The 14,466-nt window shown below is 71.7% G+C and carries 13 protein-coding genes; 3 read left to right on the forward strand and 10 right to left on the reverse strand.

Annotated features, from left to right (window positions below; all coding sequences use genetic code 11):
* Window positions 1–49: 49 nt before the first annotated feature.
* The gene (locus J7E91_RS02360; protein WP_214898684.1) at window positions 50–589 is read left to right on the forward strand and encodes a bacterial proteasome activator family protein; all 540 of its coding nucleotides are present in this window, start codon (window positions 50–52) and stop codon (window positions 587–589) included.
* A 112-nt stretch (window positions 590–701) separates the two neighbouring features.
* Here the strand turns inward: J7E91_RS02360 and J7E91_RS02365 are convergent, their stop codons facing one another.
* From J7E91_RS02365 to pdhA, 7 genes are all read right to left on the reverse strand, one after another.
* A complete protein-coding gene (locus tag J7E91_RS02365) occupies window positions 702–1,682 on the reverse strand; it encodes an NAD(P)H-quinone oxidoreductase (protein ID WP_214898687.1) in 981 nt (326 codons plus the stop codon).
* Between the two features lie 102 nt (window positions 1,683–1,784).
* On the reverse strand, window positions 1,785–2,858 hold the full coding sequence (locus J7E91_RS02370) for a TrkA family potassium uptake protein (RefSeq protein WP_214898789.1): 1,074 nt from the start codon (window positions 2,856–2,858) through the stop codon (window positions 1,785–1,787).
* 20 nt (window positions 2,859–2,878) lie between these two features.
* Window positions 2,879–4,243, reverse strand: a complete 1,365-nt coding sequence (locus J7E91_RS02375; RefSeq protein WP_214898690.1) for a molybdopterin molybdotransferase MoeA — start codon at window positions 4,241–4,243, stop codon at window positions 2,879–2,881.
* A complete protein-coding gene (locus J7E91_RS02380) occupies window positions 4,240–5,133 on the reverse strand; it encodes an NTP transferase domain-containing protein (protein ID WP_214898692.1) in 894 nt (297 codons plus the stop codon). The genes J7E91_RS02375 and J7E91_RS02380 overlap by 4 nt, the downstream gene beginning before the upstream one ends.
* Window positions 5,134–5,470: 337 nt before the next feature.
* Window positions 5,471–6,814 (reverse strand): dihydrolipoamide acetyltransferase family protein, encoded by a 1,344-nt coding sequence (locus tag J7E91_RS02385; protein WP_214898694.1) that lies wholly within the window; start codon window positions 6,812–6,814, stop codon window positions 5,471–5,473.
* Complete coding sequence (locus J7E91_RS02390; protein WP_214898696.1) at window positions 6,814–7,842, reverse strand: alpha-ketoacid dehydrogenase subunit beta; 1,029 nt, start codon at window positions 7,840–7,842, stop codon at window positions 6,814–6,816. Before J7E91_RS02390 ends, J7E91_RS02385 begins: the two co-directional genes overlap by 1 nt.
* Window positions 7,839–9,005 (reverse strand): pyruvate dehydrogenase (acetyl-transferring) E1 component subunit alpha, encoded by a 1,167-nt coding sequence (gene pdhA / locus J7E91_RS02395; RefSeq protein WP_214898698.1) that lies wholly within the window; start codon window positions 9,003–9,005, stop codon window positions 7,839–7,841. Before pdhA ends, J7E91_RS02390 begins: the two co-directional genes overlap by 4 nt.
* A gap of 173 nt (window positions 9,006–9,178) precedes the next feature.
* On the opposite strand from pdhA, the gene J7E91_RS02400 reads away from it, so the two are divergent.
* Window positions 9,179–9,700 carry an Lrp/AsnC family transcriptional regulator gene (locus J7E91_RS02400; RefSeq protein WP_214898700.1) on the forward strand — a complete coding sequence of 174 codons (522 nt, stop codon included), beginning with the start codon at window positions 9,179–9,181 and terminating at the stop codon, window positions 9,698–9,700.
* 6 nt (window positions 9,701–9,706) lie between these two features.
* Here the strand turns inward: J7E91_RS02400 and J7E91_RS02405 are convergent, their stop codons facing one another.
* Window positions 9,707–10,309: a TetR/AcrR family transcriptional regulator gene (locus J7E91_RS02405; protein WP_028810638.1), complete on the reverse strand. Its 603-nt coding sequence runs from the start codon at window positions 10,307–10,309 to the stop codon at window positions 9,707–9,709.
* Window positions 10,309–11,817, reverse strand: a complete 1,509-nt coding sequence (locus J7E91_RS02410) for a 3-hydroxyacyl-CoA dehydrogenase (protein WP_214898702.1) — start codon at window positions 11,815–11,817, stop codon at window positions 10,309–10,311. Before J7E91_RS02410 ends, J7E91_RS02405 begins: the two co-directional genes overlap by 1 nt.
* 125 nt (window positions 11,818–11,942) lie before the next feature.
* On the opposite strand from J7E91_RS02410, the gene paaN reads away from it, so the two are divergent.
* Window positions 11,943–13,634: a phenylacetic acid degradation protein PaaN gene (gene paaN, locus J7E91_RS02415; RefSeq protein WP_308375951.1), complete on the forward strand. Its 1,692-nt coding sequence runs from the start codon at window positions 11,943–11,945 to the stop codon at window positions 13,632–13,634.
* Between the two features lie 40 nt (window positions 13,635–13,674).
* Here paaN and J7E91_RS02420 read toward each other — a convergent pair whose 3' ends face one another.
* On the reverse strand, window positions 13,675–14,442 hold the full coding sequence (locus J7E91_RS02420) for an RNA methyltransferase (RefSeq protein ID WP_214898706.1): 768 nt from the start codon (window positions 14,440–14,442) through the stop codon (window positions 13,675–13,677).
* Window positions 14,443–14,466 lie beyond the last annotated feature (24 nt).

A 14,466-nucleotide genomic window follows, 5' to 3' on the forward strand; every position in this document is an offset into this window, starting at 1 on the left:
GTACGGGGGCACACCGTGTGGTGAGGCGGGTGTACGAGAGAATGGCTTCATGGAGATGCCGAGGAGTGAACGGTCGCAGGAGAGCCCCCATGTCCTGGTCGTAGGACAGGACGGAATGGCTCTCGGCGGCGCGGACGACGAGTCGCGCGAGGTGCCAGTGACAGACATGGTCGAACAGCCCGCAAAGGTCATGCGCATCGGCAGCATGATCAAGCAACTCCTGGAGGAAGTACGGGCGGCTCCTCTCGACGAGGCGAGCCGGGTACGGCTGAAGGACATCCACGCCAGCTCGGTCAAGGAACTCGAAGACGGCCTCGCGCCCGAGCTCGTCGAGGAGTTGGAGCGGCTCTCCCTGCCGTTCACGGACGAGGCGATTCCGTCCGAGGCGGAACTACGCATCGCGCAGGCCCAGTTGGTCGGGTGGCTCGAAGGCCTCTTCCACGGCATCCAGACGGCACTCTTCGCCCAGCAGATGGCAGCGCGGGCGCAGTTGGAGCAGATGCGGCGCGCGCTTCCGCCGGGCGCGAGCCACGAGGACGACGGCCAGGAGGACGGCCACGGGCCGGTGCGCTCGGGCCCGTACCTCTGATCTCGCACCTCTGAGCTTTTGTCAGGGGTGACCGGAGGCCCGCACTGCCATGACGGCGGTGCGGGCCTCTCTCACGCGTGTCTCACGCGTGCTTTCCCGGCAACCCGGCCGCTCAGCCCGTCGTCAGCAGGATCTTGCCGACATGGTCGCCCGCCTCCAGCGCCCGGTGGGCCTCCGCCGCCTCGGCCATCGGCACGACGCGGTCCACGACCGGGCGCACACGGCCGGTACTGATCAGCGGCCAGACGTGCTCCCGTACGGCGGAGACGATCGCCGCCTTCTCACCCAGCGGACGCGCCCGCAGCGTCGTCGCCGTGATCGCGGCGCGCTTCTTCATCAGCGCGCTCAGGTTGATCTCGCCCTTCACACCGCCCTGCATCCCGATGATCGCGAGGCGGCCGTTGACGGCGAGCGCCTTCACATTCCGGTCCAGGTACTTGGCGCCGATGATGTCGAGGATGACGTCCGCGCCGGCCCCGTCGGTGGCTTTGCGGAGCTCCTGTACGAAGTCCTGCTCGCGGTAGTCGATGAGGATGTCGGCGCCCAGCTCCGCGCACCGTGCCAGCTTCTGCGGACTGCCCGCGGTGACCGCGACCCGCGCGCCGACCGCCTTGGCGAGCTGGATCGCCATCGTGCCGATGCCGCTCGCGCCGCCGTGCAGCAGCAGCGTCTCGCCCGGCCGCAGGTGGGCGATCATGAAGACGTTCGACCAGACCGTCGAGGTCGTCTCGGGCAGGGAAGCCGCCGTAACGAGGTCCACGCCGCCGGGCACCGGCAGCAGTTGCCCCGCCGGTACGACCACCTTCTCGGCGTACCCGCCGCCGGTCAGCAGCGCGCACACCTCGTCGCCGACCGACCAGCCCGAGACACCGGGCCCCAGGGCGGCGATCCGCCCGGAACATTCGAGGCCGGGGTACGGCGACGAGCCGGGCGGCGGGTCGTAGAAGCCCTGGCGTTGCAGCAGGTCGGCGCGGTTGACGGCGCTCGCGACGACCTCGACGAGGACCTCGCCCTCGCCGGGTACGGGATCGGGGACCTGCGCCCATACGAGCGCCTCGGGGCCACCGGGTTCAGGGATCGTGATCGCATACATGGCCGCGAGGCTACTCCGAACCGGTAGGAACCACTCCGGCTCCCCGGTCAGGCCGGCTCTCCGTCACTCCGGTCTCCGGATCTGCGGGCCTCCGTCGCTCCGTCACTCCGGCGCCGTCACCCGCATTTCCCCCGCGCTCGTGGCACCGGGCGAGGCGCGCACGATGGTGATCACCCGGTCCGTCAGCTGGAGCGGGCTGGCCTCGGGGTCGTCGTAACCGAGCAGCCGGTGGCCGCGCAGGACGCTGACCACGAGGTCTTCGGTCTCCCGTACGTTCCGCCCCACCTCGGCCTTTATCACCGGCCGTTCGATGAGATCGAGGCCGCTGCCCTGCTGGATCAGGTCCTCCATCACCGTGCCGGCACTCGGGCTGAGCACGGAAAGGCCGAGGAGACGGCCGGCCGCGCTGGCGCTGGTGATGACGGCGTCGGCGCCCGACTGGCGCAGCAGCGGCGCGTTCTCCTCCTCGCGGACCGCGGCGACGATCTTCGCGCCCCGGTTGAGCTGGCGCGCGGTGAGCGTGACCAGGACCGCCGTGTCGTCGCGCTGGGTCGAGATGACGATCTGGCGCGCCCGCTGGACTTCGGCGCGCAGCAGTACATCGCTGCGGGTCGCGTCGCCGAGGACGCCCGTGAACCCGTCGGCATTGGCCGCTTCGATGACCTTGGCACTCGGGTCGACGACCACGATCTGCTCTTTCCTGAGCCCCGTGGCGGCCAGGGTCTGGATCGCGGAACGGCCCTTGGTGCCGAACCCGACAATGACGGTGTGGTCGCGCAACTGGGCCCTCCAGCGGTTCAGCCGCCACTCCTCCCGGGTCCTCTCCGTGAGGACTTCGAGAGTGGTGCCGACCAGGATGATCAGAAAGAGCACGCGCAGCGGCGTCACCAGCAGCACATTGATGAGCCTGGCGCTGTCGCTGTGCGGCACGATGTCGCCGTAACCCGTCGTGGAGAGGGTCACGGTGGAGTAGTAGACGGCGTCGAGGAAGTCGATGCTGTCGTCGGCGTTGTCGTGGTAGCCGGCGCGGTCGACGTAGACGATGAAGACCGTCAGCACCAGGACCCCCAGCGCCATCAGCAGCCGCTTGCCGACCTGCCGCAGCGGGCGGTCGACGATACGGCGTGGCAGCCTGATCCGAGCGGTGACGAGATGCTCGTCGGCGTGCCTGGCCATCGCATCGTGGCCGGGAAGTTTCACGTGAAACGTCCTTCTGTCCAGGGCAGGTCGAGGATTTCCAGTTCCTGGCCGGCCCGCGCACCGCCGGGCGGGACGACGGCCAGTCCGTCGGCGGCGGCGATGCCGCGGAGCATCGCCGGGCCGTTGTAGTGCAGCGGCACGGCCTGCTCCGCCCCGTCTGCGTCCCTGCCCCCTGCGCGGTGAACGACGGGAACGAGGCGGGTGTCGTGCGGATGGCCGTTCACATCGTCCCGTACGGGCGTGACGTACGGCGCGAGGGGTGGCCGCTGGGCACGGGCACGGAGCAACGGCTCGGCGAGGGTCAGCAGCCCCGACACGGCGGCGAGCGGATTGCCGGGCAGGCCCACCAGGAACCGGCCCTCGGCGCCCCCGCCGAGGCGCGCCAGCAGCATCGGGTGGCCCGGCCGCACCGCGACACCGTCGACCAGCAGCTCGGCGCCCGCCTTGCGCAGTATCGGGTGGACGTGGTCGACGGGGCCGGCGGCCGTACCGCCCGTGGTGACGACGAGGTCGGCCTCGGAGGCGGTGACGGCCCGGTGGAGCGCGTCGGCGTCGTCGCCGAGGTGGCGGGTGCCCAGCACTTCGGCGCCGAGAGCGCGCAACCAGGGGGCGAGGAGGGGCCCGAGGGCGTCCCGGACCATCCCGTCGTGCGGCAGGCCCTCGCTCAGCAACTCGTCGCCCAGTACGAACACTTCGACGCGCGGCCGGGGAACGACGGACAGCCCGTCATAACCGGCGGCCGCGGCGAGCCCGAGGACGGCGGGGGTCACGAGCGCGCCGACGGGCAGCAACTGATCGCCGGTACGGCACTCCTGGCCGCGCGGGCGGATGTCCTGCCCCTGGACGACCTCATGGCGTGCGTACAGCCGCCCCCTGGCCTCGTCCAGCCGGGCGTGCTCGCTGCGGATCACAGCGGTGGCGTCGGGCGGGACACGGGCGCCGGTGGCGATGCGTACGGCCGCACCGTCGGGGAGCGGTCCGGCTGCGGCGTGCCCGGCCAGCACCTGACCGCCTTCCTCGACGCTCCACCACGGCCCGGGCCCCGCGACCGCCCAGCCGTCCATGGCGGAGCTGTCGAAGGACGGCAGGTCGGTCAGGGCGTCCAGGGGCTCGGCGAGGACCTGCCCGAGGGCCTGCGCGAGCGTCACCCGCCGCGCGCGGGGCGCGGCTGCGCCGCCGACCCGTCCGGCCAGGGCGCGGGCCTCACTCCAGGGCGTGGCGCCGGTACGGGACGGGGGCGCGGACGGGGTGGCGCGCCGACCGGAGTCCTGGCCCGGCTCCGCACCAGGATCCGGTGCCGCCTGCGGCGCCCGGCTGACGAGAGCGAGCGCCTCGTCGACCTCGCGATCCTCCTGGCTCACCCCGTGCCGTCTTCCGCGCCGTGACCCGAGGCCTCTCCCTTGGCCTCTTCCTCTGCCTCAGCGGCCCAACGGGCGGCGAGGGCGGCGGCCTTGCGGGCCGCTTCGGCGACGGCTTCCGGACCGTTCCCGCCCGCCTTCGCCGCCGCGTAACCGACCAGGAAGGTGGTGAGCGGGGCGGCGGGCCTGGCGACACCGTGCGCGGCGTCGCGGGCGAGGTCGAGCAGGACGTTGATGTCGACATCGAGCTCAATGCCGAGTTCGTCCTTGACTGCGGTCATCCATTCATCCAGCACGTGCCCATGCTCCCTGATCCTGGACCGGGCTGCGGCAATGTCTTCCCAGGTGTCGCAGTCGAAGGAGTCGAGCGGCCCGGCGGCGACGCGCGTCAGGTCGAGTTCGTGCGTGAGCAGCCGGAGCGGCAGCCCGGAGAGGCCGCCGTGCTCGGTGGCGAGGAGCGCCAGTTCACGGCGCAGCGGTTCGGCGCGGTAGGCGGCGACGAGCGGCTGGTCCCGGCCGCCCGCGTCCACTAGCAATGCCACTTCACTCCCACCGCTCTCCAGGGCGTCGAGCAGCCGCTGAACAGTGGCGCGCTGGATGAAGGGCAGGTCGGCGGAGAGTACGAGCAGGCTCTCAGCCGTGGTACGCCGCACCCCGGCGTCGAGCGCGGCCAGCGGCCCGCCCCCGGCCGGTTCCTCCCGCGCCCACTCGACGGCCCGCACGGTCGCCCGCCGCCCACCGACGACGACGGTCGTCCCGGCCCCGCGGCACACGCCCAGCACCCGGTCGAGGAGCGTCCGCCCGCCCACGCGCACACCGGGCTTGTCCACCCCACCGAGCCGCTTGGCGGCCCCTCCGGCCAACACGATGGCGTCGTACGCGGTCGCGGTCATGCCCCGAGTATGCGGGGCGGGTCTGTTCTCCCCCCACCCCGCCCCTTCCCGGCCGTGACATTGCGGCTCCGCCACGTGAGGGCAAGCCCCCGGCCCCCGGACGCCCTGCGGGCGTGCCCTCAAACGCCGGACGGGCTGAATGGTCGCCGCGAGGCGGGCCGGTTTCGGCGGCCAGGGCCGCAGAACCCGGCCCTCGAAGGCCGGAGGGGCTGGTGGTGCCGGGCAGGGCGGGGGTCCGGGGGCGGAGCCCCGGTAGCACCTCTGCGGCAATCAGCCCGGCCAGCGTTTTGAGGACGGGGGCCTGGGGCGGGGTGGGGAAAGGGCTCCGCGCAGCGGGCTACAGCGTGCGCAGCAGCAGGGTCGGGTGCTCCACGCAGTCCGCCACGTAGCGCAGGAACCCGCCCGCCGTCCCCCCGTCACAGACCCGGTGGTCGAACGTCAGCGACAACTGCACAACCTTGCGCACCGCCAACTCGCCCTCATGCACCCACGGCTTGGGAACGATCCGCCCGACCCCGAGCATCGCTGCCTCCGGGTGATTGATGATCGGCGTGGATCCGTCGACTCCGAAGACCCCGTAGTTGTTCAGGGTGAACGTGCCACCGGTCAGCTCCGCCGGTGTCAGCGACCCCGCCCTGGCCGACTCCGTCAGCCGGGCGAACTCCGCGCTCAGTTCGTCCACATTGCGGGCATGCGCATCCCGTACGACGGGGACCATCAGCCCCCGCTCCGTCTGCGCCGCGAACCCGAGGTTCACGCCGGGGAGGCGCACGATCTCGCGGGAGGCCATGTCCACCGTGGAGTTGAGCTCCGGGAAGCGGGCGAGGGCCGCCGTACAGATCCGGGCGAGGAGCGCCAGCACCGACACCGGTGGCCCGCCCGCCTGGTTCATCGACGTACGGGCCGCCATGAGCTCGGTCGCGTCCGCGTCCACCCAGCAGGTGGCGTCCGGAATCTCGTGCCGGCTGCGCGACAGCTTGTCGGCGACGGCACCGCGCATCCCGCGCAGCGGAACGCGTTCACCAACGGCAGCGACCGCCGGCGCCGGTGCCTGCACAGGCACCTCCTTCGCCCCACGAATCGCGCCCTCCACGTCGGACCGCAGGATCAGACCGTCGGGCCCGGAGCCCTTCAGCGCCCGCAGGTCCAGCCCGTTCTCGCGCGCCAGCCGCCGGACCAGCGGAGAGATCACCGGCACAGGACCGTCGGTCTCCACCGTCACAACAGCTGTGTCGGCCACCGCCGCAGACCCGGCCGCCGCGACCGGCCGGATACGCCGCCGCCGGGCGACAGCCGCCCCCGTGCCGTATCCCACCAGCACATTCCCCGATGACTCCGCCTCAGCGGAAGCAGGGGAAGCAAGGGAAGTGGAGGAAGCCGAGGAAGCGGAAGAGGCCGAGGGAGCCCGGGAATCCGGGCCCCCGGAAGGCGCCGCCGCCCCCACCGCGACCGTCAGCAACGGCGAGCCGACCGGCAGTTCGGTCCCCTCCTCACCGAAACGGGCGGTCACCACGCCCCCGTACGGGCACGGCACCTCCACCATCGCCTTGGCCGTCTCGACCTCGACCACCGGCTGGTCGACGGCGACCACATCGCCCACCTCCACCAGCCAGCGCACGATCTCCGCCTCGGTCAGCCCCTCGCCGAGGTCGGGCAGCTTGAATTCCAGGACCTGTGGCATCAGATGCCCGCCTCCCACTGGAGCCGCGCGACCGCGTCGAGCACCCGGTCCACGCCCGGCAGATGGTGCCGCTCCAGCATCGGCGGCGGATACGGAATGTCGAACCCGGCGACCCGCAGCACCGGCGCCTCCAGATGGTGGAAGCACCGCTCCGTCACCCGGGCGGCGATCTCCGCGCCGGTCCCGCCGAAGCCGGTGGACTCGTGGACGACGACCGCCCGGCCGGTACGCCGTACCGAAGCCGCCACCGTCTCGTCGTCGAAGGGCACGAGCGAGCGCAGATCGACGACTTCGAGGTCCCAGCCCTCCGCCTCGGCCGCCTCCGCCGCCTCCATGCACACCGGCAGGGACGGCCCGTACGTGATCAGCGTCGCGCTGCGCCCGGAGCGGCGTACGACCGCACGCCCGATCGGCTCGACGGCGGTGGGCGCCTCGGGCGACCACGCCGCCTTCGACCAGTAGAGCCGCTTCGGCTCCAGGAAGACCACGGGGTCGTCGGACGCGATCGCCGCCCGCATCAGCCCGTACGCGTCCTCGACCGTCGCCGGCGTCACGACATGGAGCCCCGGAGTCGCCATGTAGTACGCCTCGGACGAGTCGCTGTGGTGCTCGACGCCGCCGATCCCGCCGCCGTACGGCACGCGGATCACCATCGGCATCGGCATCGCGCCGCGCGTCCGGTTGCGCATCCGTGCGACATGACTGATGAGCTGCTCGAACGCCGGATAGGCGAACGCGTCGAACTGCATCTCGACGACAGGCCGCAGCCCGTACATCGCCATGCCCACGGCCGTTCCCAGGATGCCCGCCTCGGCGAGCGGCGTGTCCGTGACCCGGTCCTCGCCGAACTCCTTCACAAGCCCGTCGGTGACCCGGAAGACCCCGCCGAGCGCGCCGACGTCCTCGCCCATCACATGGACGGACGGGTCCTCGGCCATCGCGTCACGCAACGCCCGCCCCAGCGCCTGCGCCATCGTCGCGGGCTTGGCGGGCTTCACGTCGGCCTCGGTCGTCGCTGCCGTCGTCATCGCTCGTCCTCCGCATCGAGCTCGGCCCGTAGCAGGGCCTCCTGCTCCCGCAGTTGCGCGGTCTTCTCGGCGTACACGTGCGCGAAGAGATCCATGGGGTCGAGCACCGGGTCCGCGTTCATGCGCTCGCGCAGTTCCGCGGCCATGGTCTCGGCGGCCTCGCGGGCCTCCCGTACGGCGTCCTGGTCAAGCATTCCGCGCTCCGTGAGTTCCCGCTCGAGCAGCTGGACCGGGTCGTGGGCACGCCATGCCTCGACCTCGGCGTCACCCCGGTAGCGGGTCGCGTCGTCGGCGTTCGTGTGGGCCTCGATGCGGTACGTGACCGCCTCGACCAGCGTCGGACCGCCACCGCGGCGGGCGCGCTCCACTGCCTCGGCCAGCACCTCGTGCACGGCGGCGACGTCGTTGCCGTCGACGAGGCGGCCCGGCATTCCGTACCCGACGGCCTTGTGGGCCAGTGACGGGGCGGCGGTCTGCTTGGCGAGCGGCACGGAGATCGCGAAGCCGTTGTTCTGCACGAGGAAGACGACCGGTGCCCGCCAGACGGCGGCGAAGTTCAGCGCCTCGTGGAAGTCGCCCTCGCTGGTTCCGCCGTCGCCGACCATGGCGAGCGCGACCACGTCGTCGCCCTTGAGCCGCGCGGCGTGCGCCAGGCCCACCGCGTGCGGCAACTGCGTCGCGAGCGGGGTGCACAGCGGCGCGATGCGGTGCTCGCGCGGGTCGTATCCGGTGTGCCAGTCGCCCCGCAGCAGCGTCAGCGCCTGTACGGGGTCCAGTCCGCGCACCACGGCGGCGAGGGTGTCCCGGTAACTGGGGAAGAGCCAGTCCCGCTCCTCCAGGACGAGCGCGGCCGCGACCTCGCAGGCCTCCTGGCCGGTGCTGGAGGGATAGACGGCGAGGCGGCCCTGCTTGGTGAGGGCGGTCGCCTGCGCGTTGTACCTGCGGCCGCGGACCAGCTCCGCGTACAGCCGCCGCATCAGCCCGGCGTCGAGCCGGTCCGCGGCGTCGGTGCCGAGCACGCGGTGCGGCTCGCTGTCCGGGAGCAGCGGGGCGGGGTCAGTGCGGGGCTTCCAGGCCGGGGGAGGGGTCGGCCTGTAGGCGGCGGCACCGGGCAGATCCTGGACCGGTTCGGCAGGCCGGACCGTCATGGTGCTCTTCTTCATCGCGTGCACCTCCTCGTGGGAGCGGTGAGAGGGCACAGCAATGTGGTGTGCCTCACCTACCGATTGTTCGGTCGTGGATGCAATTTGGCTACAGGCACCTCCAGCCTGTGGACAAACGGTTCCGCACGGCCTGGGATAGAGGCAGGTCGTCCATGAGAGGGAGGCGGGGGGACATGGCAGCTGAACAAATGGCCGACGCGGGAGCGGGCCCGCCCGCACGCCAGCTGGACGCCATCGACCGCGACATCCTGCGGATGCTCCAAACGGACGGCCGCGCGTCGATACGGTCCGTCGCCGAGCGCGTGCACGTGTCGCGCGCCAACGCCTACGCGCGCATCAACCGCCTCATCGACGACGGCGTGATCCGCGGCTTCAGCGCGCGCGTGGACCACGAACGAGCGGGGCAGGGAGCCTCGGCGTACATCACGCTCAAGATCGTGCAGAACTCCTGGCGCACGGTCCGCGAACGGCTTCAGGAACTGCCCGGCGCCGCGCACATCGCGCTGGTGAGCGGCGATTTCGACGTACTGCTGCTCGTCCACACGGCGGACAACAGGGCGCTGCGCGAGCTCGTACTGACGAAGATCCAGTCGATACCGGAGGTGCTCAGCACCCGCACCCTCCTGGTCTTCGAGGAGACAGACCTCGACTCGGCCGCCTCGCCACAACCGCCCCAGCCGCCGCAGGAGTTGTGAGCAGACTCAGCGGCTGGTCCGCAGCCCGTCGAAGGCCAGCCGCACCACGGTCTCCGCGAGCTGCTCCCCGTCCACTCCGCCACCGCCTTCGGCCGCCTGCGGGCGGTACCACTCCACCAGCGAATTGATCATGCCGAAGAGCAGGCGCGTCGCCATGCGTATGTCCACATCGGTGCGCAGATCGCCGTCGGCCGCCGCCGCCTTCATCAGATCGGCGACCCGCTGGTCGAACTCGCGGCGCCGCTCCAGGGCCCAGCGCTCGGCCTTCGTGTTGCCGCGCACGCGAAGGAGCAGCGTGACGTACGGCAGCTCGGCCATCAGCACCTCCACGGTGCGCCGGGTGACGTACTCGACCCGCTCGATCGCCCGCCCGCGCGACGCCCCCGGCTCGTCGAGGATCCCGAAGAGCCCGTCGAGGGCGCGGCTGACCGCGCGCCGCAGCAGCTCCTCCTTGCCCGCGACGTGGTGGTAGATCGAGGACTTCGAGATGCCGGCGGCCTTGGAGAGGTGCTCCATGGACGTGCCGTCGTAGCCGCGCTCGTTGAAGACCCGGACGGCGACGGTCAGAAGCGTCTCGGGGGTGTACGTGTCGCGCTTGGCGGTGGTCATCAGGCGCCCTCCTCCTTGGCGGCGAACGCCTGCCGGTGGAGCGCCAGGGACGGGGCGTAGCGCCCGGTGGGGCAGCACTCGTGCAGGTTCTTCAGCAGGTCGTACGCCCAGTCCTGGCCGAGCGCGCTGCTCCATTCGACGGGTCCCAGGGGGTAGTTGACCCCAAGACGCATCGCCGTGTCGATGTCCTCGGGCGACGCGACGCCCCGCGCGACGGCGTCCGCCGCCAGGTCGGCGAGCATGGCGACCGTACGGGCGACGATCATGCCGGGGACGTCGCCGATGACGCTGACGTCCTTGCCGAGCCTCTGGAAGAGGCCGGTGGCCTCGGCGACCGCCCGCGCGGACGTGTCCTCGGAGGCGGACAGGGCGATACGGGTGGCGCCGCGGTAGTCGAGGGCGAGGTCGAAGTAGACGACGTCCGCGTACTCGACGGAGGTCCGTCCGTCGGCCGGCACGAGCTGCCCTTCGCCCGGCAGCTCGATGTACGGGCCGCCCGCCTCGACCCGCTCCACGGCGATGCCCGCCTCCTCCATCATCGCGACGAGGACGCCGGCATGGCCGAGGTCCCCGACGACGGTGACGGCTGTGGGAGCCTCCTCGGGCCCGGCGGTCCGGGGGGCGGGCTTCGCCGCCTCTTCGGCGCCGTACGGGAACCATCCGTGGCCCGACTTGCGGCCGAGGCGGCCCGACTCGACGAGGCGGCGCTGGGCGAGGGAGGGGACGAATTTGGGGCTCTGGAAGAACGACTCCCAGACGGACCGGGTGACAGCTTCGTTGACGTCCTGTCCGATCAGGTCGGTCAGCTCGAAGGGGCCCATTTTGAAGCCGCCCGACTCACGCAGTACGGCGTCGATCGTGGCCGGGTCCGCGCCCTGCTCCTCGTACACCGCGAAGGCCTCGGCGTAGAAGGGGCGGGCGATGCGGTTGACGATGAAACCGGGGGTGTCGGCGCAGCGGACCGGGGTCTTGCCCCAGGCGGCCGCCGTCGCCCACGCGCGCGTGGCGCTCGTCTCGTCGGTCGCGAAGCCGCTGACGATCTCGACGAGAGGAAGGAGCGGCGCGGGGTTGAAGAAGTGCATCCCCACGAAGCGGCCGGGGTTCTTCAGGGGGCCCGCGATGGCCGTGACGGAGAGGGAGGAGGTGTTGGTGGCGAGGAGGCAGTCGTCGGCGACGATCGCTTCGAGCGCCGTGAAGAGCTGCTGCTTGACCGGCAGGTGCTCGACGATCGCCTCGACGACGATCGCGGCGTCGGCGAGCTCGGTGAGGTCGTCGGCGGTGTGCAGCCGGGCGCGGGCGCTGTCCGCGTCCCCCCGGTCGAGCCTGCCCTTCTCGACGAGCCGCTCCAGGCGGGCGCCGACGGCCTCGGCGGCCTCCCGTGCGCGTCCGGGGCCCGCGTCGTAGAGACGCACCGGGTGACCGGCCACGAGGGCGACCTGGGCGATGCCCTGCCCCATGGTGCCGGTGCCGACGACGGCGACGGTGCGGGCTCGATCGATAGCTGTCATGACCCCGATCCTCCCGTATGAGTTATCCACAGGTTTTACCGGGCCCTCTTGTCCCGACCGATCGTTCGGTTACTGTATCTCGTGTCCGCCTGTCCCTGCCCAGCTCGACGAGGAGTTGGTCCGCCGTGGCCGCCGAACTCACCACTTCCCAGCTGTCCGAGAAGCACCGGACGACGCTCGACCAGGCGCTCGACGCGATCCGCACGCGGGCGTACTGGTCCCCGCACCCCGAGCACCCCAAGGCGTACGGCGAGAACGGCAGCCTGAGCGCCGCCGAAGGCCTCGCGGCCTTCCAGGCGCTGCACGGCACGCGCTTCGAACTCGACCAGCCCGGCACCGACGGCTGGACGGGCGCCGAGGTGTCGCCGTACGGGCCGGAACTGGGCATCGAATACCCGCACGCCGACATCGACGTCCTGCTGCCGGCGATGCGCGCGGGCATGGGCGCCTGGCGCGAGGCCGGCCCCGAGAACCGCGCCCTGGTCTGCCTCGAAATCCTGTCGCGCATCAGCGCCCGTACGCACGAACTCGCGCACGCGGTCATGCACACCAGCGGCCAGGCCTTCATGATGGCGTTCCAGGCGGGCGGCCCGCACGCGCAGGACCGCGGCCTGGAGGCCGTGACGTACGCGTACGCCGAGCAGGTCCGCACCCCCGGCGCGGCCGAGTGGTCCAAGCCGCAGGGCAAGCGCGACCCGCTCAACCTGAGGAAGTCCTTCACCGCGGTCCCGCGCGGCATCGCGCTGCTGATCGGCTGCAACACCTTCCCCACCTGGAACGGCTACCCGGGCCTCTTCGCCTCCCTGGCCACCGGAAACCCGGTCCTGGTCAAGCCGCACCCCCGAGCGGTCCTCCCGCTGGCCCTCACGGTCCGGATCGCCCGCGAGGTCCTCACCGAAGCCGGCTTCGACCCGAACCTGGTGGCCCTGGCCGCCGAGGCCCCCGGCGAGGGCATCGCGAAGACCCTCGCGACCCGCCCCGAAATCCGGATCATCGACTACACGGGGTCCACCTCGTTCGGCGAGTGGCTGGAGACGAACGCCCGCCAGGCGCAGGTCTACACGGAGAAGGCCGGCGTCAACACGGTCGTCATCGACTCCACGGACGACTACAAGGGAATGCTGTCCAACCTGGCGTTCTCCCTCTCCCTCTACAGCGGCCAGATGTGCACCACTCCGCAGAACCTCCTGATCCCCAGGGACGGGATCAGGACGGACGCGGGCGCGAAGACCTACGACGAGGTGGTGTCCGACCTCGCGGCCTCGGTCGCCGGCCTGCTGGGCGACGACGCCCGCGCGAACGCGCTGCTGGGCGCGCTGGTCAATCCCGACGTGAAGGCCCGCCTCGAAGCGGCTGCGGGACTGGGCGAAGTCGCGCTGCCCTCACGGGAGATCACGAACCCGGACTTCCCGCAGGCGGTGGTCCGTACGCCGGTCATGGTCAAGCTCGACGGCGCCAAGCCGGACGCGGAAGCGGCGTACATGTCCGAGTGCTTCGGCCCGGTCTCCTTCGCGGTCGCTGTCGACTCCACCGAGGACGGCCTGGAACTGCTGCGCCGCACGGTGCGGGAGAAGGGCGCGATGACGGTGGGCGCGTACACGACCTCGCAGGTGACGGAGGCCGCCATCGAGGAGGTCTGCCTGGAGGAGTCGGCGCAGCTTTCGCTGAACCTGACGGGCGGGGTCTACGTCAACCAGACCGCGGCGTTCTCGGACTTCCACGGCTCGGGCGGCAACCCGGCGGCCAACGCCGCCCTGTGCGACGCGGCCTTCGTAGCCAACCGCTTCCGGGTGGTGGAGGTCCGCAGGCAGGCGTAACCGGCCGGCTTTCCGCCGTCCCACGCCCGCTGTCGTCCGCTCAAGCAGGGGCGACGGCGGGCGGCCCGCCCCAGTGGAACAGCGTCATGGCCACACTGGTCGCCAGGTTGTAGCTGGACACCTGCGGTCTCATGGGAAGCGCCACCAGCCTGGTCGCCCGGCTGCGCAGCTCCGGTGAGATCCCGTGCCGCTCGGAGCCGAACGCTATGAGCGCGTCGTCGGGGACTTCGACGGACCGGATGTCCTCGCCCTCCGGGTCCAGTACGTACAGCGGGCCCGGCGGCAGCTCGTCGAGGCTCCTGCGCTCGACAGCCGTGGCGTAGTGGAGCCCCGCGCCGGCACGCACGACGTTGGGGTGCCACGGGTCCATGTCGCCGGTCGTGACGACGCCCGTGGCGCCGAAACCGGCAGCCAGCCGGACGACCGCTCCGACGTTGCCGAGATTACGGGGGTTGTCCAGCACGACGATCGGGGAGCGCCGAGGCAGCCGGGACAGCGTTTGCGCGTTCGCTGCGGCGTCGCGCCGGACCGCCAGTGCGGCCACCGCCGTCGTGTGAACCCGCGGAACCAGCTCACGCAAGGCGCGCGCCGGGATTTCGACAACGGACTCAGCGAGCACACCCGACAGGTCGTCGGCCAGCTCCCGCGCGAGCGCCAGCACGGCCTGCCGGTCGCTCGCGACCGTCAGTCGCACCTCCGCGCCGAAGCGGAGCGCGTGCTTCAGGGCATGGAAACCGTCGAGCAGAACGGCGTTCGGCTCTGCCTCACGCCACTGCCGCACCACAGCCCCGGCCACGTCCTCAGTCATGGACTCAGCCTACGGGGAGCCCGT

Source organism: Streptomyces sp. ISL-99 (genome assembly GCF_018614005.1).
In the GTDB taxonomy this organism is placed as follows: Bacteria; Actinomycetota; Actinomycetes; order Streptomycetales; family Streptomycetaceae; genus Streptomyces; species Streptomyces flavidovirens.